Source organism: Methylobacterium sp. CM6257, assembly GCF_054611515.1.
The window spans coordinates 2215398-2232682 of sequence record NZ_CM137735.1 but is presented as its reverse complement, the minus strand read 5'-3'; the positions used below and the strand labels follow the sequence as shown (position 1 = coordinate 2232682).

The 17285-nt window shown below is 64.5% G+C and carries 25 protein-coding genes and 1 pseudogene; 11 read left to right on the top strand and 15 right to left on the bottom strand.

What is annotated here, in order from left to right:
- Window positions 1-113: 113 nt before the first annotated feature.
- Window positions 114-881, bottom strand: coding sequence for an FkbM family methyltransferase (locus ACYCO6_RS11035; protein ID WP_459771811.1), 768 nt, complete (start codon window positions 879-881; stop codon window positions 114-116).
- A gap of 625 nt (window positions 882-1506) precedes the next feature.
- On the opposite strand from ACYCO6_RS11035, the gene ACYCO6_RS11030 reads away from it, so the two are divergent.
- A complete protein-coding gene (locus ACYCO6_RS11030; protein WP_459771810.1) occupies window positions 1507-2583 on the top strand; it encodes a tartrate dehydrogenase in 1077 nt (358 codons plus the stop codon).
- Window positions 2584-2703: 120 nt separating this feature from the next.
- Window positions 2704-2850 carry a hypothetical protein gene (locus ACYCO6_RS11025; RefSeq protein ID WP_459771809.1) on the top strand — a complete coding sequence of 49 codons (147 nt, stop codon included), beginning with the start codon at window positions 2704-2706 and terminating at the stop codon, window positions 2848-2850.
- Between the two features lie 331 nt (window positions 2851-3181).
- Here the strand turns inward: ACYCO6_RS11025 and ACYCO6_RS11020 are convergent, their stop codons facing one another.
- The 4 genes from ACYCO6_RS11020 to ACYCO6_RS11005 form a co-directional block, all read right to left on the bottom strand.
- A complete protein-coding gene (locus ACYCO6_RS11020; protein ID WP_459771808.1) occupies window positions 3182-3454 on the bottom strand; it encodes a hypothetical protein in 273 nt (90 codons plus the stop codon).
- Window positions 3455-4049: 595 nt separating this feature from the next.
- Window positions 4050-4415 carry a c-type cytochrome gene (locus ACYCO6_RS11015; RefSeq protein ID WP_459771807.1) on the bottom strand — a complete coding sequence of 122 codons (366 nt, stop codon included), beginning with the start codon at window positions 4413-4415 and terminating at the stop codon, window positions 4050-4052.
- Window positions 4416-5413: 998 nt separating this feature from the next.
- The gene (locus ACYCO6_RS11010) at window positions 5414-5818 is read right to left on the bottom strand and encodes a DoxX family protein (protein ID WP_459771806.1); all 405 of its coding nucleotides are present in this window, start codon (window positions 5816-5818) and stop codon (window positions 5414-5416) included.
- A gap of 37 nt (window positions 5819-5855) precedes the next feature.
- On the bottom strand, window positions 5856-5987 hold the full coding sequence (locus tag ACYCO6_RS11005; protein ID WP_459771805.1) for a hypothetical protein: 132 nt from the start codon (window positions 5985-5987) through the stop codon (window positions 5856-5858).
- A gap of 172 nt (window positions 5988-6159) precedes the next feature.
- Between ACYCO6_RS11005 and ACYCO6_RS11000 the strand changes: the two genes are divergently transcribed.
- Window positions 6160-6441 carry a hypothetical protein gene (locus tag ACYCO6_RS11000; RefSeq protein ID WP_459771804.1) on the top strand — a complete coding sequence of 94 codons (282 nt, stop codon included), beginning with the start codon at window positions 6160-6162 and terminating at the stop codon, window positions 6439-6441.
- Between the two features lie 182 nt (window positions 6442-6623).
- Here the strand turns inward: ACYCO6_RS11000 and ACYCO6_RS10995 are convergent, their stop codons facing one another.
- Window positions 6624-6956 (bottom strand): hypothetical protein, encoded by a 333-nt coding sequence (locus ACYCO6_RS10995; RefSeq protein ID WP_459771803.1) that lies wholly within the window; start codon window positions 6954-6956, stop codon window positions 6624-6626.
- A gap of 63 nt (window positions 6957-7019) precedes the next feature.
- Between ACYCO6_RS10995 and ACYCO6_RS10990 the strand changes: the two genes are divergently transcribed.
- Window positions 7020-7364, top strand: coding sequence for a hypothetical protein (locus ACYCO6_RS10990; RefSeq protein WP_459771802.1), 345 nt, complete (start codon window positions 7020-7022; stop codon window positions 7362-7364).
- A gap of 408 nt (window positions 7365-7772) precedes the next feature.
- On the opposite strand, the gene ACYCO6_RS10985 is transcribed toward ACYCO6_RS10990, so the two are convergent.
- The gene (locus tag ACYCO6_RS10985; protein WP_459773524.1) at window positions 7773-8459 is read right to left on the bottom strand and encodes a type 1 glutamine amidotransferase domain-containing protein; all 687 of its coding nucleotides are present in this window, start codon (window positions 8457-8459) and stop codon (window positions 7773-7775) included.
- Between the two features lie 623 nt (window positions 8460-9082).
- Window positions 9083-9247 (bottom strand): hypothetical protein, encoded by a 165-nt coding sequence (locus ACYCO6_RS10980; RefSeq protein ID WP_459771801.1) that lies wholly within the window; start codon window positions 9245-9247, stop codon window positions 9083-9085.
- A 220-nt stretch (window positions 9248-9467) separates the two neighbouring features.
- Here ACYCO6_RS10980 and ACYCO6_RS10975 point away from each other — a divergent pair, with 220 nt between their 5' ends.
- Window positions 9468-9716, top strand: a complete 249-nt coding sequence (locus tag ACYCO6_RS10975; protein ID WP_459771800.1) for a DUF6894 family protein — start codon at window positions 9468-9470, stop codon at window positions 9714-9716.
- Window positions 9717-10032: 316 nt separating this feature from the next.
- Here ACYCO6_RS10975 and ACYCO6_RS10970 read toward each other — a convergent pair whose 3' ends face one another.
- The 3 genes from ACYCO6_RS10970 to ACYCO6_RS10960 are packed head-to-tail and all read right to left on the bottom strand — an operon-like array spanning window position 10033 to window position 11138.
- Window positions 10033-10368, bottom strand: coding sequence for a DUF3618 domain-containing protein (locus ACYCO6_RS10970; protein ID WP_459771799.1), 336 nt, complete (start codon window positions 10366-10368; stop codon window positions 10033-10035).
- Window positions 10365-10760 (bottom strand): phage holin family protein, encoded by a 396-nt coding sequence (locus ACYCO6_RS10965; RefSeq protein WP_459771798.1) that lies wholly within the window; start codon window positions 10758-10760, stop codon window positions 10365-10367. Before ACYCO6_RS10965 ends, ACYCO6_RS10970 begins: the two co-directional genes overlap by 4 nt.
- 9 nt (window positions 10761-10769) lie before the next feature.
- Window positions 10770-11138, bottom strand: coding sequence for a hypothetical protein (locus tag ACYCO6_RS10960; protein ID WP_459771797.1), 369 nt, complete (start codon window positions 11136-11138; stop codon window positions 10770-10772).
- 845 nt (window positions 11139-11983) lie between these two features.
- On the opposite strand from ACYCO6_RS10960, the gene ACYCO6_RS10955 reads away from it, so the two are divergent.
- Window positions 11984-12202, top strand: coding sequence for a hypothetical protein (locus ACYCO6_RS10955; protein ID WP_459771796.1), 219 nt, complete (start codon window positions 11984-11986; stop codon window positions 12200-12202).
- Between the two features lie 604 nt (window positions 12203-12806).
- On the opposite strand, the gene ACYCO6_RS10950 is transcribed toward ACYCO6_RS10955, so the two are convergent.
- Both ACYCO6_RS10950 and ACYCO6_RS10945 read right to left on the bottom strand, forming a co-directional pair.
- Window positions 12807-13052, bottom strand: coding sequence for a hypothetical protein (locus ACYCO6_RS10950; RefSeq protein ID WP_459771795.1), 246 nt, complete (start codon window positions 13050-13052; stop codon window positions 12807-12809).
- A 324-nt stretch (window positions 13053-13376) separates the two neighbouring features.
- Window positions 13377-13709: a hypothetical protein gene (locus tag ACYCO6_RS10945; protein ID WP_459771794.1), complete on the bottom strand. Its 333-nt coding sequence runs from the start codon at window positions 13707-13709 to the stop codon at window positions 13377-13379.
- 499 nt (window positions 13710-14208) lie between these two features.
- Between ACYCO6_RS10945 and ACYCO6_RS10940 the strand changes: the two genes are divergently transcribed.
- The 4 genes and pseudogenes from ACYCO6_RS10940 to ACYCO6_RS10925 form a co-directional block, all read left to right on the top strand.
- The gene (locus ACYCO6_RS10940; protein WP_459771793.1) at window positions 14209-14418 is read left to right on the top strand and encodes a hypothetical protein; all 210 of its coding nucleotides are present in this window, start codon (window positions 14209-14211) and stop codon (window positions 14416-14418) included.
- A 270-nt stretch (window positions 14419-14688) separates the two neighbouring features.
- On the top strand, window positions 14689-15003 hold the full coding sequence (locus ACYCO6_RS10935; RefSeq protein ID WP_459771792.1) for a hypothetical protein: 315 nt from the start codon (window positions 14689-14691) through the stop codon (window positions 15001-15003).
- 34 nt (window positions 15004-15037) lie between these two features.
- Window positions 15038-15376, top strand: coding sequence for a hypothetical protein (locus tag ACYCO6_RS10930; RefSeq protein ID WP_459771791.1), 339 nt, complete (start codon window positions 15038-15040; stop codon window positions 15374-15376).
- Between the two features lie 135 nt (window positions 15377-15511).
- Window positions 15512-15634: pseudogene (locus ACYCO6_RS10925) on the top strand (IS3 family transposase); the annotation flags it as partial.
- A gap of 154 nt (window positions 15635-15788) precedes the next feature.
- Here the strand turns inward: ACYCO6_RS10925 and ACYCO6_RS10920 are convergent.
- Both ACYCO6_RS10920 and ACYCO6_RS10915 read right to left on the bottom strand, forming a co-directional pair.
- Window positions 15789-16043: a hypothetical protein gene (locus ACYCO6_RS10920; protein WP_459771790.1), complete on the bottom strand. Its 255-nt coding sequence runs from the start codon at window positions 16041-16043 to the stop codon at window positions 15789-15791.
- A 336-nt stretch (window positions 16044-16379) separates the two neighbouring features.
- Window positions 16380-16802 (bottom strand): hypothetical protein, encoded by a 423-nt coding sequence (locus ACYCO6_RS10915; RefSeq protein ID WP_459771789.1) that lies wholly within the window; start codon window positions 16800-16802, stop codon window positions 16380-16382.
- Window positions 16803-17014: 212 nt separating this feature from the next.
- Here ACYCO6_RS10915 and ACYCO6_RS10910 point away from each other — a divergent pair, with 212 nt between their 5' ends.
- A complete protein-coding gene (locus tag ACYCO6_RS10910; RefSeq protein WP_459771788.1) occupies window positions 17015-17239 on the top strand; it encodes a hypothetical protein in 225 nt (74 codons plus the stop codon).
- Window positions 17240-17285 lie beyond the last annotated feature (46 nt).

Here is a 17285-nt window from a genome sequence, read left to right as displayed (position 1 = left end):
CCAGCCCGCGTGCCGGAAGCCGCCCCGGCGATAGCCGCCGCGCCACGCGAACCGGCGGCGCCAGCCGTAATGGTCGATGATCCTGTCGAAGGCGTCGGCCGTCCGGCCGCGGGTCAGGGTGCCAGGCGGCGGGCGAAGATCATCGGATGTTGGTGGATCGTGCGAAAGCCGAGCGCGGTGAGCGTATCGACGATGTCCTGCGCGCTGCGTCCGTCGATCTGATGAACCTCCATCGCGATCTGGCCGATCCTGGCCGGGGCTGCCTCGATCCCGTCGACGATCTCGTACTCCGACCCCTCGCAATGGATCTTCAGCAGATCGACCGGCCGGCCGATCGCCGCGAGAGCCGAAGCGATGGAGACCGCGCGCACGCGGATCTTGGCGGTCGTCGCGACGGGCCGATGATCCACCCGTTGGAACAGCGTGTTGAGGTGCGAGCGCTCCTGCAGGAAGAGGTCGACCTCGCCGTCGGCGCCGCCGACGGCAGCGTTGATCACGCGAACGTTGCGCAGCCTGTTGCGCTCTGCATTTCGCGCGATGCGGGTGCAGGCGGCGGGGTCCGGTTCGTAGGCGACGACAAGACCGTCAGAGCCGGCCTTCCTCGCCGCCATCACGGCGAACGACCCGAAGCCAGCTCCGATGTCGAGGACGGTGTCTCCGGGCCTGATCACGATGCCATGCCGGAGATAGTCTTCCTGAATGACGTTCTCGAACACGGCATACCACTCGTGCCGATGTGCGCGGAGTGCGAATTCCAAGCCCTTGCAATCCGCCACATAGTCTCGGCGTTTGAGCCGAAGCAGATCGATCACCATCGGAAGCGGATGCGGGCTGTGTCGCGAGATGCTGATAACCTGTTGTAGCTTCCGGCGCAGATCCATGATCTATTCCTGGGCTCGACGAGCTGCTCCGCGGCGCGCGCGTCACTCCCAAACGCTCCGTTCCCGAATCCGCGCGCGCGGGTGCGGCCTGATAGCCGGGGGCGAAGTTTGCGTCGCGGATCGCGGCCCGCATCGCCGCGTAAGCGTCGTTGACGAGCGACGTGCGCTTCTCGCCCTCCTCTGACGCGGCCTGCCCGCGCGACCCTGCCTGGAGCTGCCCCGCATCATCTGCACGCTCCCTTATTCCGGAAAGCCTGTCACCGTCCCTGCGCTTGGCAGAGCGCGTTGACCGAGCCTCGATCGGTGATAACTCGGCATGCAAGCTTGCATGGAAGATGGCGCACTAGAAGGGAGTGGATTTCTGTGATTGCGCCATCATGGCTGCCGGGGCGCTGTCTCGGGCCGTGCCGGCCATGTCCTGCTCCGGTTCAGCGGTGCCTGTCCGGCTGCGGGCGATCTGATCGGCCGTCTCGGGCTCGCTCTGGGCGTTGCGGTGGATCAAGGGTTGGACCGGTAGCCGCGCAGGCGGTCCGGCCTCCTTGGCCGGGCAGCTGGTCCGCTCCGCCTTCGTCCCTTTGCCGCCTCCCCGCACACTGTCCCGTTCTCACGCCCACGGAAAATTTCCATGAAGACCTACATTATCGCCGCCATCCCCGCGGACGGCATCGGCGTCGAAGTCATCGCGGCCGGTGTCGAGGTGCTCGACGTCCTTGCCGATAAGACCGGATCCTTCCGCTTCAGGTTCGATCACTTCGACTGGGGCTCGGACTACTACAAGACGCATGGCGTGATGATGCCCGCGGACGGCCGCGAGCAGATCAGGAATCACGATGCGATCTTCTTCGGCGCGGTCGGCGCGCCGGACGTGCCCGACCACATCAGCCTCTGGGGCCTTCGGCTCGCGATCTGCCAGCCCTTCGACCAGTACGCCAACGTCCGTCCGACGCGCATCCTGCCGGGCATCACCAGCCCGCTGCGCCACGTCTCGGGCCCGGAACTCGACTGGGTGATCGTGCGCGAGAACTCGGAAGGCGAATATGCGGGTGTGGGCGGCCGGGTCCACCAGGGTCATCCCAATGAGGTCGCCACCGACGTGTCGATGATGACCCGCAATGGTGTCGATCGCATCATCCGCTACGCATTCAATCTCGCCCGGAGCCGTCCACGTAAGCTCCTGACCGTGGTCACGAAGTCGAACGCCCAGCGCCACGCGATGGTGATGTGGGACGAGATCGCCGCCGAGGTCGCCAGAGATTTCCCCGACGTGACCTGGGACAAGATGCTGGTCGACGCGATGACCATGCGCATGGTGATGAAGCCCGAGACGCTCGACACCATCGTGGCGACCAATCTGCACGCCGACATCCTGTCGGACCTTGCGGCGGCCCTGGCGGGATCGCTCGGCATCGCCCCGACCGCCAACATCAATCCGGAGCGGACCTTCCCGTCGATGTTCGAGCCGATCCACGGTTCGGCCTTCGACATCACCGGCAAGGGCATCGCCAACCCGATCGCGACCTTCTGGACGGCCTGCCAGATGCTGGAGCATCTGGGCGAGAAGCCGGCGGCCGACCGGCTGATGCGCGCGGTCGAGCGGGTGACCGCGGATCCGAGCCTGCACACGCCCGACCTGGGCGGCACCGCGACGACCCGGCAGGTCACCGATGCGGTCATCGCGGCGATCCGGGGGGACAACGCGTAAGACGCGGATCCGGTGGGATCGGAAGGATTCGCGGAGCCCGGGTCGGTCGGCCAATTCTCGCGCCCGGCGCGAACCGTCGGCTGTGTCTCCGGTTGGATCTTCGACAGGTTTGGAGGTCCGATGGCTGATCCGTCCGACGTGAAACGCGCCCCGGTCCGAACCAATCGCTATGGCCTGATCGTCGCCGCTCTCCTAATCGCGGCGCTCGTCGCCTACGGGATCTACTTCATGATGATCCCGGCCCCACTGCCGCCCGGCGCCCATTGATGCGCCCGGTGCGAGCCTGGCTGCCGCTATGGCCCGCACCGCGCTTCACCGCCGACGGCAGGGCTGGCGATCCTGGCCAGTGCGCAATCGGGCCACCGATGGCGTGAGGCTCGGTGGTGTGCGTCACGACCGGCTCTTGGCCGACCCGCGTTAGAGGTCAGCCCATCAATGTTCCGATGAGGACGTTGCCGCAGGCCAATTCCGAGAAGGCGGCCGCATCCAGAGACGTGAGGAATTTCGCCCATGCCGAATGACCCGGGCCGGGCTGCAGGCGCAGGACATCCAGCCGTCACGGACGTGGCGCAAGCTAGAGGGCTATGCCCCGTTCAACTCAGCCGTGATGGGCGCGCCCGTGCCGCGCGGGCTTTCGAGAAGGAGCGTCTGCGCGCCCGCGAACAGCGCGCACGCGTCCCAGATCGGCCATGCCGATCGGCCGCGGCGCCTCCTCATCCGTGAATGGCATGTGTGAGTGGGTATCGCCGTAGTAGTCCGCCCCGCTCATCCCGAAGCTTCCGGCGGCCACAGGGCCGTCCGCCAGCGGCTCACCGGCTGAGGCGGCCGTGCTGAGGCAAGCGAGGAACGCGGTGGCGAGGATCAAACGCATGCGTGGACTCCTATAGCAATGGTGAGCCGTAGTGCGAGCGCGGGAATCGCCTTGGTGCGGGTGCGAGGCCCATCAAGCGCGCGGTTCCGCCTCGATCCGGTCACGGGGCGGGGCGCGTCCGATCTCACCAGCGATGAGCCGAGCGGATGCGCAACGCGGCCCGGCGGAAAGATGGTTGGCGGTGGTTACCGGGCCGTGTGGTCGCCGGGCGCGCTTCTGTTCGTCTGCGGGACTCCGACCGTGCGCCAGGCCCGCGCCGCTGGACAGGGTGCTCCCTTTTCAGGGCTGCGCTTCAGGGGAGAGAAGCCGACTCCGCATGGAGCGTGGCGCAGCGGCGGCCACGAAAAAGCCCCGCGCGGCAGCGGCCGGCGGGGCTGAAGGAATAGGACGCGCGGTGCGTTACGCCGAGCGACTGTTTGCAGGATAACAGTTTTTCGCGTGATGGGAAGCTGTCGCGGTGACAGCATGAGTGAAATATCATCCGGGTATTCTCAAATTTACACCAATGCCCGCCTCAGCGTAGCTGGGCGGGCTTGAATTCGATGAGTGCGGCGCGAAAAGTCTGTTTTCTGCCAAATCGGCCGATGGTGTAGACTTAAGATTGCGTCTTGAGGTAGGCGATCACGTCGTTGATCTTCTTGTCGTCGGGGTAGCCCTGGAAGATCATTTTGTTGCCGGGCACCTTGGCCTTCGGGTTCTTCAGCCACTCGTGAAGGTTGGCCTCGTCCCAGGTGATGCCGGAATTCTTCAGCGCGGCGGAGTAGTTGTAGCCCTCGTAGGTGCCGGCCTTGCGACCGACGACGCCCTTCAGGTCCGGACCCACGCCGTTCTTCTGGAAGTTGTGGCACGCCTTGCAGGGCGCGAACGCCTTCTCGCCGGCGGCCGCATCTCCGGCCTCCTGGGCCTGCGCGGAGAGCGGGATCAGGACGGCGAGGACGGCGCCGAGAACGAGTGAACGCATGTAAACTTCCTGTTGTCTTTGATACGCTTCGCGCTTTTGACAGGACAAATGCTTGATGCAGGCGGGGAATGTGGGCGGCCGGGTAAGTTATACTATTGGGCGCATCAAGCTATTTAAGGCGCCGTCCCCGACCACGGGATGCTCTATCCCGCAGAGGCTCGGCAGCCATCCGATGCTCGACCGCGACACTTGCAGTGCCGGGGCGAACCCGTCGCGGGCCCGGAAGGCGGCGGAACGCAGAATGCATTCAAGCTTGGCATGTCGAAGTGTTGACGTCCGCCGTGGCGCGGTAATCCGCCTCCCGTAAAAAAATGGAGCTTGACGCCCGGCTGAGCGCGGAGCGCACGAAGAGAACCGCCACGGCGTCTAAGGTGAGCTGTGCACGTCTCCGCACAGGTGCTGCGTCGCGACTACGCTGCCAGCGGAAGCCAGATCGCCGTTTGGCGCATCTCCAAGACCTTTGTCGGCCGGCGCCATCGCTGGGCGGGCCTCTCACTGCCAGTGCAGCAATCCGACCGGCGAGGATCAGCGTCGTCAGGCTGAAGCGAGCTGTGTCGTCGGCTGCGGGGCATCGCCCGTCATCGGCTGTGCACCAAGCCTCCGGCTGCGTCTGCTGCGAGCCGATGCGCCCGAACGGCGACCGTGAGGCCTCTGTGGGGGGCACGCGCGGACGTGAGGCACGAAGATTTCCGCACGAAAACGCCCCCGCACGCCAGCAGGGCGACCCAGGCCAGCCCCGAGCGGGTCCTGCGCAAATCCCCTCAGAAACAACAAAGCCCGCCAACGACTTGGCGGGCTGCTGTCAGGCAATTGGCGCCCAGGAGAGATGCGCACGGAGTGAGCAAGATCAATGACTCGCTCGCGGGTGGGACAGTCCGCGTTCCGACGGGATCATGACGTTTTTCGAACGCGTGTCCCACCGTCTGAGGCCACCCACACGGCCGGCAGATCGGTTGCCCCTCCCCCGCCATGCCTCAATCGCAGGTGCGGGGCGGCCCTTAGGCCCGTTGCATCTCCGCTCGGGGGCTCAATCGCAGAAGCTCGGATCGGCGAGCATAGGCGACACCGCCCAGCAGGATCAGGAGCACAAAAGCGGGAAGCGGCATCAGGGCCGGGTCACCAGCAAGCAGATGGCTGCCGACCGCGCCGACCATCAGGACCGAGAGCAACAGCGCGCCGTACCCCGCACAGCCGCGCGTCCAGAGCAGGATGGCGCCGATGAGCTGCACGGCGCCAACTGCGTACATGAACCACACCGGGTAGCCGAAGTGGGTGAAGCCTGCGACTTCGAACGGCACGGCGGCGAATTTCATGCCGGCTGCTGCCAGAAATACGGCCGTCAGCAGGCCGCGCAGCAACACGCTACCGATACGTCGCCGATCCCAGACTTGAACCATCGTCATCCCCTCGTCCCTGCCAGTGCGGGTCACCTGTGACAGCTCACACGATGTGCGCCGGCAGCGCCGCTGTCTGTGCGCACTGGAGGAGGGCAAGGGCCAAGCCCGACATTATGGACCAGGCCATGATGTGGCCGGTCGCGGTCGTGCCCTTGGTCACCATCTTGGTGGCCATTGGTTGTCCCCTCGGTCGTGTGGCTGTGAATCAGCCGTCCTGGGGCGACCGTATGGCTAAGCTGGATTGCGTCCGCATTGCTTCGATTGTTGCGTCACAAGTTAGCGCGTTCGAGAATAACGATCTCGGCTTGGGCCAGTCTGCCCTTGATGACGAACGGGAGGGTGCAGCCATGAGCCTCCTCACTCAGCTCGCCGTCGCTCGTGAGATTGCCCGGGCCGAGGAGGCCATCTTTCGCCTTCTCGGCAGTATCGAGACTGGCGTCGCGACCGGGCGAACAGCAGAGGCCTACAGGGCGGCCATGCGCCGTCACGGGCGCACGATCCTCGACGCCGGCGGCCCGGACGCCCTTGCGGCCGCCCTGAACCGGATCAGCAAGGCTCCGGGCCGTGAGGCTGAGCGCCGCGCCCTGCTCACCGAGCTGTGGGCCGGTCTCGACGGTGCGCGGGAATGACATCCGACCTTCCGATCCACGGCCTGAAGGGCCACCACGTCCCGCAAGCCTGATGCTGAGCTGATCGTGGAGGTTGGCGGCCAAATCCGTCGCGACGCGCTCGGATCCTGTCGGGTGCCGGCCTCCGCCATGCCGATCCCGGGGAGGCCTTTGCGGCCTCAGGGCGTCCCGTCGGTCGGCTATCAGATCGTCTCGTAGGCGAACAGGATCGCAATCACCGACAGGCTGACCAGCCCGAGGACAAAGCAGACGTCGGCGCAGCGCTCCAGGCTGACCGCAGGGCCGTTTTCGGCCTCAAGGCGGATCGAAAGGTAGGATGCGATGGCGCTCACCAGAAACAGGATGGCGGTCAGGGCGGCGGCCTCGTCGACGTGGCTCGGCCCAATCCATCCCTCGGCGATCTTCACCAGCCCTATCAGTGTGGTGCAGACGCCGACCATCGTTCCCGCATTGGGCAGGATGTGGCGCGAGAGGCTGTCCTCGCCGGATCTGCGTGTCCCCTGCCCTCTGGTCATGCGCCCCCGCCGCTGTGCACCGGTCGATTATCGGCTCATCTTATCCGCCTGAGGAGGATCGCTATGAAGCGCCCGCTGACCACAAACTTCGCCGCGCCGCCTCCGAGCCAGCCGCCTCAGGTGGTGCCGGAGCAGACGCCGGTGCCGACCTGGCGCGAGGTCGCCCCTATCGTGGCTGCCCTGATTTCGACCTTGGAGGCCGTCGAGACAGGGCCGAAGGCTGGGCCAGCGATGAGGGTTCACCGCTCTGCCATGCGCCGCCAGGGTGAGGCCGCCGCAGCGCTGGGTGGCCTCGAGGCGATGGAGGCGGTTCTGCAGCAGGTTGCGGGCGCCGACCCTACTCGTGCCGAGCGGCGTCTCGCCTTCATCCGCGAGGCTTGGGTCGGTCTAGCAGGAGAGCGCCCATGATGGATCGCGCTGCCCACGCGGACCGGAGACCGCTAGCGCTTCGGTCCGCGCCCTTCTCGATGACATCGAGCGCCCCGGCCGCCATCGCTTTCCGGTCCGCTCTCAAGCGCAAGGGAGCCGAGGCTGCCGGCGCGGGTGGCGAGCGTGTGCGAAGCTTAGGGTGACCCGCCAGGATGGTGCCCATGACCCCGCGCGCGCCGCCTGCAACGCTGGGATCGAGGCCGACCGTCAGATGGCGCTGATCGCGACCAAGACGATTGAGTCCCGCGATGGTTCGGGGATCGTGTGCGACCGGGCTGCGGTTGCTGCGCTTCAGGGCTCCCGCAGATGGCCCCGAGGTGGTGTTCCTCGACCCCCGGCCGGACACGTGCAATGCCTCGTCGCGACGATTGCGGCCGAGGTGCGGAGCTACTTCGTCCTCTTGAGGGTTTCGAGAAGGACCTTGGCTGTCGGACCTGACGAGGCTGGGTTCTGTCCTGTGATCAGCCGGCCATCAATGGCTGTGTGAACGCCCCAGTTCCTGACTTTGGAGAAGATTGCGCCGAGCCTCATAAGTTCGTCCTCGACCAGGAAGGGGACAACCTTGGTCAATCCGACCTCTTCCTCCTCGCCATTGGTGAAGCCGGTCACAGTCTTGCCCTCGACGAAGGGCTTGCCGTCTGGTCCTTTAACGTGACGTAATGTTCCCGGGGCATGACAGACCAACGCGAAGGTCTTGCCGGAGGCAGCCAGAGCTTCTAATAGCCTGATCGAGTTCTTGTCTTCCGCCAAATCCCACATCGGTCCATGGCCGCCGGGATAGAAGACGGTATCGAAGTCTTCCTGTGTGACGCTCTCAAGGGGAACCGTCGATGCGAGCTGCGCAGTCGCGGCTGCATCGGCTTCGAAGCGATGCGTAATCTCGGTTTGGAAGCTGGGCTCGTTGCTCTTCGGATCAAGCGGAGGCTGGCCCCCCTTCGGGGAAGCGAGCACGATCTCGGCACCGGCATCCTTGAACACGAAGTACGGCGCCGCCAGTTCCTCAAGCCAAAAACCTGTCTTTCGGCCTGTGTTTCCCAGCTGATCGTGAGAGGTCAGAACCATAAGGATCTTCATGATCAAGGCCTTTCTTCTGAGATGCAGGGCGAGGCTGACGGCTCTCCGTGTTTGGGATGAAAGAATTCAATAGGATGCGACCGTGCTCGGTGGCTTTATGTCTATCTCATCATCTGCTCTGTGTCCTGCGGGCGGCGCTATTGGCGACACTGGACTGTGCAGTAACGGTTGGGGCGTTCTGGGGGTGATTTCAGCGTCCTGCGCCGTCGGGTCGGGTCAGAACTCGCAATCTCGCCGGAAACTATACCGCCCCATTTTCGCATGCAATTGATGCCTGCATTCGGGCGGACGCACTGAAGTGGACACTGAACACAGCGCTGAAACGATGCCGCAAATCGCTTCCGCGCGCTCCTCGCGCGCGTACTGCTCCGGAGGCCGTGCCGCCCGAACCGCCGCGGCATCGCCCAGTGCAGCGCCTCGGTTTCCCGCGCCCTCCGTGGCAACCCTACCACGTCGCGCATCTGAACGACGGTTGCGCCCCTGGCGTAGTACGACGTGCTCAGACAGCGCCAAGCATACACCGCCGGATTGCGCGACGCGCTCCGGTTGTGGGTAGAAGCTGAGCAGCTACTAGGTTGTGCGGCTTCAAAGTGCCGGGGGTAGGTCTGGGCGTGGCGTGCGATCTACGACAGCTCAGTTTCGATGTATTCTTGGGTATTGGCTGTTCTGGGCCGCTTGGCGGTGGGGATTTTCGCCAACATTTTGGCAATATGCGAGCGCAATCTTTCTTTATTTGGATCCCCGGATATATCGGCGAGTGCCGACAGCTGCTCAATCGTCGCAAGCATTGCAGCCCCCTCAAAATTCCGGCCAACAACTCAGCACATAGCCGCTAATCTCGCGTGATGTGGGGACATCAAACCGCGTTGGTACTGAATAGGGCATTTTTTAAGGGTGTTGACAAGTCGGAATACCTACCCGAAGCGGCCGAACGGATATCTTTATTCCGTTCGGGAGCCCCCCTAGCATGAGGTCGAACTACGTAGGCGGTCGCACCAGCCGCCCTTTGTGACGACCGTGCATCAGGAGGCGGCATTGTTCCCACGCTTCTTCTTCGATGTGTCGAACGGCGAGGACGGGATCTCGGATGAGGAGGGCGTCGAGGCTGCGGACCTCGGTGAGGCGCTTACTGAAGCGCAAAACGTCATCGCCGAGATGGCGGATGATGTGATCAAAGCTGGTCCGGGCCGGTCTTGGACGCTGATCGTGCGGGATGAAGCGGGATCGATTGTGGGTCGCCTGCCGATCAACCGTTGAAACGGCTACTGGCCCGACGAAGAAGGTGGCGCCGTCTGCCGAACCTTCTCCGTGGTTTGTGGTGAGGGTACGCGCTCGTGCGGTTGCCTTACGGCAGAGCAGCGATGGGCCATTCGGCCCTGGCCGCGGCGGGCCTCGTGTTGGTCCAGGTCCTGCAGACCCTCAACATCGTCGGCCCGGTCGGCGATGTCGAGGACCACCGGTATGGAGCGGCGGAAGGCTCCTGCGAACCCGACGGCCAGCGGAGCCCGGTCCTGCTTCCCCGTTGGAGTGTCCGGAGTCCGCATCAGCAGGGGAGCGAGGATGTCGGCGGTCGCTACGGCCTTCTGGAATGGCCGGGTACCGATGGGGCCACAGCGGATCCTGTGGGGACAGCCGCGAGCCTCCGCCGCTCCGCCGCTGTTCGGAACGCCTCGTAGACCAGTAGGCCAAAGCCAGCGGCAATCAGCAATGCCGGCACGGGGTTGGCCCGCACGTCGGTGATGAACCGCTCGATTGTCTGGCTTGCGGCCTGCCCTGACTGTCGCAGGTCAGTGAAGTTGCGCGGTATCCCCGGCCGGTTCAGTCGTGCCTGCAGATCGGCCAAGGTTTGGTCCAGTCGCCCACGGCTCGCCTCAACGTCCCGCTCCAGATCATCGGGGGAGGTGCTCATGCGTCCCTGCTCTCCGTGAGAATCTGTGCGTCCTGCTTGATCTGCCGCTCCGTGCGCGTGGGCTCAAGCGTGGAAAGTGAAGCCTTGCTGCGCCCAAACAGTCCCAGCCCAAGCGCGAGCAGGAGGAAGATGCCACCTACGATCAGCGCTGCAAGGGCATCCGATTGTACGAGGACGGCGACGCCCTTTACCAGGGCTAAAAGCAGCGTAAACAGGCCCGCGATGGCGAACACTGCCGCCATGAGCATTATGCTGAGACCAAGGGACAAGCGATGAACGCCCTGCGCCATCTCGGTGCGAAACAGCGTAATCTCACTGCCGACAAGGTCACGAAACTCACGGATCACATCGCCGACCAAGGCTGGGATGCCGCGTACTCCTGGCTCGACCATCCCGGCCTCTCAGAGGTCTGGCGTTGGAAGGACGTCGACCGGCACCACGGCATGGGAGCGTGGGATCGGTCGGCCACCCTGAGCGTTCAGGGTGCGAAACAGCGCGAAGCCAGCCAGAACAGCCGCGGCGGTGGCCAGAGCAGGCCGGCGTCGGACTGCGGCGTGGACCTCGTCGTACATCTCCGCAAAGGAGCGGCGGGAGATGCCCTCGGCGAACTCGTCGACGCCGAGCGCAGCCTGATCGAAGAACTCTTTCAGCTGCGACAGCCCTTCGAAGCTGGTGCCAGTATCACGGATGGCGCCACCAACATCCGACACGAGTCGCGCCGCGTCGGCTCTGCGCTTCTCGACATAACCCTGCGCCTGATTGCGCAGCACATCTGTAAAGCTTCGCGCTTCGTCGGGTTTCGGACCGGCGGTGCGTGGCCGACGATCCTGAGCACCGTTTGGCATCGATCAGTTCCTCTGGGGTACTCCGGACCAGAGGGAACCGTAGCTAGCCCATACAGTTCCGCCCAACCTTTCACCCAACTTCATCCCTCGGGTTGAAAACCGGCCCTCCCGATTAGGCCTCAGCAATCGCGTCTGGCAGACGCATTGCTTCCGGGAATGGATGGCTGTGTTCCACCTCGAATGCTCCATCCACCGCCGCTGCGTGAGCGGACTCTCGGTCGCGAGCGAGCAGATCGTTGCCCCGACGGCTGTTGAGGCGATAGCTGGCGCCGATGCCCGGTTTGCACGCCTACTCGCCAATCGAGCGGGATGCGCGACCTTGAGAGACGATGCCGGGCGGATCATCTGGACCAAGCGGCGGACGAGCGGACTCAAGACGTAGCCGCTGCTCCTTCGCAGCGCTGGCCAACGGCGGGCAAGAGGGGAGTCGCGGATCCCTTGATGAGGTCCGCGTTGCCCCATACTTTAGTCTGCGGCGGACTGACGCAGGTTAAGGATAGCGGACGCCCAATGCGGCATACACCCACGATTATGGTCGGGCGCTTCAATCAAGGTCTTCGTGTCGAAGCTCAGCTTTGTGGGAAGGGCCCAAGACCGTGGGCATGGGCGATCTACGGGGCAAACCCATGGATTGCCATTGAGCGCTCGGAGGCGATGTTTCCCAGTCCTGAAGCAGCTAAACGGGTCGGCACCTTGGTGGCCGCGCAACTTGAGCTAGGATCGAAGGAGCGGCGCCCCAGTCTCCACTGAAGCGATACAGCTCGGACCGAATGGGCTATGCTGGCTGGATGAGCGCCGGGGAAACCAAGATCGAAATGCTTCGGCGGCATGTGCGCGAGGGCGCGGAGCATGTCACCAAACAGCGCGCGCTCGTTGCTCAACTGAGAGCGGACGGGCTGCCTGTCGAGGAGGCTGAGGCCCTTCTCGCCACCTTTGAAGAGCTTCAGCGCCAGCACGAGACTCATCTCGCTGCAGCTGAAGGGGCGTAGCGCATACCGGCAGGATAGCTGCCGAGGTGAGAATGTCGAAATACCTGCCCGCCTTCGCGATGGGGTCAGCAACGGGGCGACGTGAGGAGCGCTGAAGCGGCAGCGGTGACATGCACCGAGACGCCCAAATTGCATCAGGCCGAACCTGCGCGCCGAGATCCCGAAGACAGCCGTCAGCTGCCGGACGGCGAGTTACGGGACACCAATGCTCCAGTTGCCGCCCGCATCGTCATTGGCAGGCCGGGCGCGACGCCTTGGTCAGCCACGTGGCTCGCGAAGCTCTCGCAATATGTAGCTGTCCTACGGCTGCTTCACGTCAGCGCCTATTCCACAACCCCTCGGGCAGTTTGGGAGTAGGACGGTCGCCCGCTGCTTCAAAGGCCTTCAGCGGCACGCCGGTTCTGAACCGATCGTACCGGCGGCCGATGGCGTCAAGCTCAGTTCCAGTCGCCCTCTCGACAGAGGGGCGAAGCTCCTCGCTGACGACACGGAACAACCGTTCTCGAAAAATGGCATCTGGCTCCGGGTCGCTCATGCATCACCTATGGTTGCTTCGCTCTCAACGCCTCTTCCAAAAGGCAGCGGATCGGTTCGACAGTCCCCTTCAGGAAGGGTCAACCAAGACAAAGCTTTGGGGTTTGGCTGGCTCCGCCGGCTTGGCAGCAGCCTCCCGGAGGGTCAGTTGGGTGAAGGGTTTAATCTCCCAGGTCTCGCCGTTCTTAAACAGCATCGCGACCGGGTGCCGATCCTTCACCTCGAGGATTGGCAAGGTCGCTTCCGGCTGGATACGGGTGCCAACCTTCACGGCTGGATCATGGTCGGCTGAGCGGATCCACAAGATCTCGTCCATCGCTGCGACCCCTCCGTTGGAATCAGCCGGACAACCCTATCCTAAAATCCGGCTTTCTATGTCAGATAATCCTACATCTCAGTGCTCAGTCAGAAGAGCATCCACGCCCACCCGCTCAGCATCGGGGGGATGAGCCGCGTAGCGGGCGTGGAGGCCGACCGAAGCCGACCTGTCCAAGGTAACGTCGGGCAAATCGGCTGGTCACTAACCTGTGATGGTGGCGCCCCTCACGAACGCCGCTCGCGCATTCGGTGCGAGCGAGCAGACCGAGCGCCGTCACGAAGCGCTCGGCTGGATCATGTCGCACATCTGGCAGACCCGCGTTCAATCGTTCGGAACGCAGCCGCCCCAGAAATTGCTGTAGTGTGCGCCATAGCCGCAGGTGCTGCCGACGTAGACGAGGCGACGGGGTCCCCACCAGCGATATCCGCCGAAGCCACCGCCGAAGTGACGGCCTCCGAAGCCGCGGCCTCCGAAGCCGCCACCACCGAAGTGGCCGCCACCGAAGCCGCCGCCACCGAAGCCGCCGCCACCGAAGTGACCGCCCCCGCCACCGAAATGGCCGCCAAAAGCAAGCGCGTCGGTCGCCGCGAACATGCCGACTGGAGCCGCCAGGGCGGCGGCAGCGAGCACAGTTTTGAGTGTCTTACTGATCATCACGCTCTCCGATATATTGCCGAGCGGCTCATCCGCTTGGGTGATTAAAGGCATAGAGATCGGTGCAAATACTTATGTGATCCGCCTCACACGCGAACAAATTCGAAGCTTGGCTATGCATGATGCGTCGCTTCGCATGAGGACGGGCACGTCAGCCAAGTCCATGATTGCGCGGCAGCGATAAGGGCCGCGTGTTGACGGCCTTCGTGTAGAGGTACGGGTCCCGCTTTGTGATGCGGGCGACAAGCTCAGTCGATCAGGGAAGCGAGGCGGCAGGGCCGTGGCTCGGTGGCCAGGTACGGCACCCCGCCAACCCCCCGGCGTTGGCTGATCCGTACCGCCCGGCCGACATGCCGTGTTCGACACGCACCATTTCGCGCCGGCGTCTTGGCGTTGATCCGCACTGTGCGACCTGCCGAAGAGGCGCCGAGGCGTTGCGGGCGACCTCGGCCGACCAGCGTGGGCGAGAGGCCTCGCGGGTGGTAGGGCGGGTCGAGCCATGCGCAGGCGGTTTGCGGCCCTGCGCCGATCCGACGGGACGCTCGACGCGCCCGTGCACAAGGCGACCGTCAAGGCTCAGAGCGGGGCAGAGACCCTCGAAGCGGTCAGGCGCATTCAGGTCGGCATGAGCGGCTCGGATGCAAGCCCGATCTACCTGACGGATCCGAACGGGGACCTGATCTGGTCGCTGCGCCGGGGCGGCGTCTGAATCTAGCGCGGCACTGCGGATCTGCCGCGTCCTCTGCGAGTTGGCGGCCTATAGACCGCAGGAGGCTCGCCCATGCCACAGATGTTCGACTGGATCTTCTTCGCCATCGTGCTCCCGTTCCCCGCCTTCCTGCTCTGGGACTGGTTCCGGACCAACGGGACATCCAAGCGCGCCAAGCAGCTCTGAACCTGATCGCCGGTCCTGAGGATCGCCTTCGTCGCTGGCTCGTTTTTCCCATGCGCCATTCCGAGCGCGACAGGGAGGCTGGCCATGGTAGACAACCTCTTTAGCCAGACCGGCGGAGCATCCGGCGGCAGTGCTGGCGCTGCCGATCACGCCAGGGACACGTTGCGAAGAGCGACCGGCAGGGCATCAGATGCGTGGGACAATGCCGCGCGGTACGGCTCCCGCTACTATCGGGAAGGCAGTCGCGCAGTCGGTAACATGGACACCGGCACGATGACGGGCCTGTTCATCGCGGGCGCAATCGGCTTCGGTCTCGCTTGGCTGGTGTTCGGCCAGCACTCGTTCTCAAGCGACTACGTCGCAAGGCGCATGAGCGCGAGCAGCGAACGGGACTACTAGAAGCGGTCTGGTCGGCATTACCGGCGGAGGGCCCATGCTGTCGCGCCTACTGCTCATCACCGCCGTGCTGGTCGCGGCGTCAGAACCGGTGCCCTCGAGCGCCCAGGACGGCCCTGCGCCACGCCCGGAGGGCATGGCACTGACGCCGCCCTGGACCGGCATGGCCCTGACCTCGGCGCCTGCCCGGGCTGTGGCGGCTCTACCGCCGGCCGTGGCGGCCCAACCGGTTGCTCATCGCGTTGACGGGCTGCCCCGGCGCCAACCGAGACGGCTCCTCGGCGGTGCGTTCCGGAGCTTGGACGGCCAACTCCCCAACCAGCGGACCGGGCCGATGCATCAGCACGTCGTTCACGACATCTGCATCGGCTGCTGAAGACCCCCGACGCGGAAAGGCCCCCAGGACGGATACGGGGAGCGGACCTCGTGCGACGTCGACCAAACTGGCCGACCGCGATCGCGATGGACTTCGGACGTCCGGCAGGATCAGAATACGAGCGCGAAGCAGGTCGTGCTGAAGCTGCCCGAGATCGAGGTGCAGACGGCGCCGGGAAAGAATTTGGCGCTGGCCTGCAAGGAGTCGGAGATCGACGAGCAGAATTGCTGCCGTCGGCGTAAGGAGTATGGCGGCCTCAATGCCGTTATGAGCTGACGGTCTGCCTCGGTTAAGGCCCGCAACAATCATGCGCGGAAGACGACGTCACGTTATGGATTCCTCATGCTTCAACTGTGTTCGCGTCGCTCTCCGGCCTTCCGTGAGCGAGGCGGGCGCCTGCGGTACGCTGCGCTCAGCCCTCGGCCTCTCCACCGCCTGAGACCGCTTTAGCGGCTTCCATTCGGTCCGCGAGCTTGCTCATGGCCTCTTTCACGATGGGCGGCCATGACACGTTGTTGTCATGGAGGAACTGAGCAGCGCTTATCAGGACCTTGATCCTCGCGGGGGAGACCGAGCTCTCAGCGAGCTGAGACGTCATCAGCTGCTCTGCGAGCGCCGTCACGAGTCGGAGGGTTTCGTCGAGATCTGCGGGCTCGGCGTCGTTCATCTCAGCTACCCCTTCGCCTTCTCGGTGAGGATCTGGGTCACGGCAACAACTCGGTTATGTTTAGCGCAAAGCCGAAGATGAGGCTCGCCGCCCCGAACATCGCGACCGTGAGCCACCACGCCACTCGGTCGAACAGACTGGGCTTGGGTCCACTGGCAGGCTCTGGCTTGATCCGGTCTCTGGAATCAATGAGCAGCCGTGTCAGGCATTCGGGAAGGGGGCGCGCTGACCGATCAGAGGTGTGTTGATCCTCGTCCGCCACAACCCGCTCCCTCAGTTCGCTCCGTCGTGATCCTCGCGATGCCCTGCGTGGCCCTTGTGAGTGTGGCAGAGACCTTACCGAGGCGCAAAGATCGTCATGTTGTTGTTGATCTGGTACGCGGCCGTTGGCGGCGTGTTGACGAACCGCAGATAGATCGGGCTCTCGCCGAGGATCGCGCCGAACGCTGCTGTCACCTTGAGGGGGAAGCAGCGCGACAATGCAGCGGATGCTGCCTCCTCGTAGCGCTGCTGCGTGTCTCGGTCGCCGACCAGGCGGCGTGCGGTGACGAGGGGCTTGCCGCGGATGGCCCCCGTCTTGTCGAGACCGAACCGGTAGGCGATCAAGGAACCCTCGGTGCCGGGCGGCACCGTCCAACATGCGGCCATCGCGTTGCGGAATTCGGCCCAGTTGTTCACGGGCGCGGGCTGAGATTGTGTCGACGGCGCCGCCATCGTGATCGGCGCCGCGAAGAACAGCATCGCTAACCTGCTTGCCATTGGCGCCTCTACAAGGACTGTTCCCGCTTCGGGACTTCTACTGCGAGGCAGCGGACCGGGTGTGCGGGCAGACGATAGCAGCCCCGAATTGTAACCAGCTGAACCGTGCCAACCCGAACTCGCCAGTTGGCGAGGCATTCGATTCAGGCGCGGCAAGCGCGCAGCCGGACTGGCTCGACACTCAAAGAAGCCGGACTGCGAGGAGAACGCCCATGGCCACGAAGCCTGAACGGATCGAGTTCGCCCAAACTGCCCTCGACGCCTACATCCATGCCGAGGGCGCCGCCCGGCGCTGGGTAGGCGGCGTGCCGGCCTGTGATGTCGTGGATCTCATCACGGATCTCCTGCTCCTCGCGAAGGCCAAGGGCCACGACCCCTGCTCAGTGCTTAACAGGGCCAAGAGGCACCTGGAGGCTGAGGCCGCAGAGCGCTGCTGAGCGAGGCCAGCAGCACCTCTTAGCCGGAAGGCCGATCATGAGCCCT

Coding starts and splice junctions, on each gene's coding strand:
- ACYCO6_RS10935 (WP_459771792.1), top strand. CDS start 14,689: ATGGTAGACAACCTCTTTAGCCAGACCGGCGGAGCATCCGGCGGCAGT.
- ACYCO6_RS10950 (WP_459771795.1), bottom strand. CDS start 13,052: ATGGACGAGATCTTGTGGATCCGCTCAGCCGACCATGATCCAGCCGTG.
- ACYCO6_RS10985 (WP_459773524.1), bottom strand. CDS start 8,459: ATGAAGATCCTTATGGTTCTGACCTCTCACGATCAGCTGGGAAACACA.
- ACYCO6_RS10970 (WP_459771799.1), bottom strand. CDS start 10,368: ATGAGCACCTCCCCCGATGATCTGGAGCGGGACGTTGAGGCGAGCCGT.
- ACYCO6_RS11010 (WP_459771806.1), bottom strand. CDS start 5,818: ATGACGATGGTTCAAGTCTGGGATCGGCGACGTATCGGTAGCGTGTTG.
- ACYCO6_RS11005 (WP_459771805.1), bottom strand. CDS start 5,987: ATGGCCACCAAGATGGTGACCAAGGGCACGACCGCGACCGGCCACATC.
- ACYCO6_RS10945 (WP_459771794.1), bottom strand. CDS start 13,709: ATGATCAGTAAGACACTCAAAACTGTGCTCGCTGCCGCCGCCCTGGCG.
- ACYCO6_RS10955 (WP_459771796.1), top strand. CDS start 11,984: ATGGGCTATGCTGGCTGGATGAGCGCCGGGGAAACCAAGATCGAAATG.
- ACYCO6_RS11000 (WP_459771804.1), top strand. CDS start 6,160: ATGAGCCTCCTCACTCAGCTCGCCGTCGCTCGTGAGATTGCCCGGGCC.
- ACYCO6_RS10915 (WP_459771789.1), bottom strand. CDS start 16,802: ATGGCAAGCAGGTTAGCGATGCTGTTCTTCGCGGCGCCGATCACGATG.
- ACYCO6_RS10980 (WP_459771801.1), bottom strand. CDS start 9,247: ATGCTTGCGACGATTGAGCAGCTGTCGGCACTCGCCGATATATCCGGG.
- ACYCO6_RS11025 (WP_459771809.1), top strand. CDS start 2,704: ATGGCTGATCCGTCCGACGTGAAACGCGCCCCGGTCCGAACCAATCGC.
- ACYCO6_RS10930 (WP_459771791.1), top strand. CDS start 15,038: ATGCTGTCGCGCCTACTGCTCATCACCGCCGTGCTGGTCGCGGCGTCA.
- ACYCO6_RS11035 (WP_459771811.1), bottom strand. CDS start 881: ATGGATCTGCGCCGGAAGCTACAACAGGTTATCAGCATCTCGCGACAC.
- ACYCO6_RS10965 (WP_459771798.1), bottom strand. CDS start 10,760: ATGGTCGAGCCAGGAGTACGCGGCATCCCAGCCTTGGTCGGCGATGTG.
- ACYCO6_RS10990 (WP_459771802.1), top strand. CDS start 7,020: ATGAAGCGCCCGCTGACCACAAACTTCGCCGCGCCGCCTCCGAGCCAG.
- ACYCO6_RS10920 (WP_459771790.1), bottom strand. CDS start 16,043: ATGAACGACGCCGAGCCCGCAGATCTCGACGAAACCCTCCGACTCGTG.
- ACYCO6_RS11015 (WP_459771807.1), bottom strand. CDS start 4,415: ATGCGTTCACTCGTTCTCGGCGCCGTCCTCGCCGTCCTGATCCCGCTC.
- ACYCO6_RS11030 (WP_459771810.1), top strand. CDS start 1,507: ATGAAGACCTACATTATCGCCGCCATCCCCGCGGACGGCATCGGCGTC.
- ACYCO6_RS10995 (WP_459771803.1), bottom strand. CDS start 6,956: ATGACCAGAGGGCAGGGGACACGCAGATCCGGCGAGGACAGCCTCTCG.
- ACYCO6_RS10910 (WP_459771788.1), top strand. CDS start 17,015: ATGGCCACGAAGCCTGAACGGATCGAGTTCGCCCAAACTGCCCTCGAC.
- ACYCO6_RS10940 (WP_459771793.1), top strand. CDS start 14,209: ATGCGCAGGCGGTTTGCGGCCCTGCGCCGATCCGACGGGACGCTCGAC.
- ACYCO6_RS11020 (WP_459771808.1), bottom strand. CDS start 3,454: ATGCGTTTGATCCTCGCCACCGCGTTCCTCGCTTGCCTCAGCACGGCC.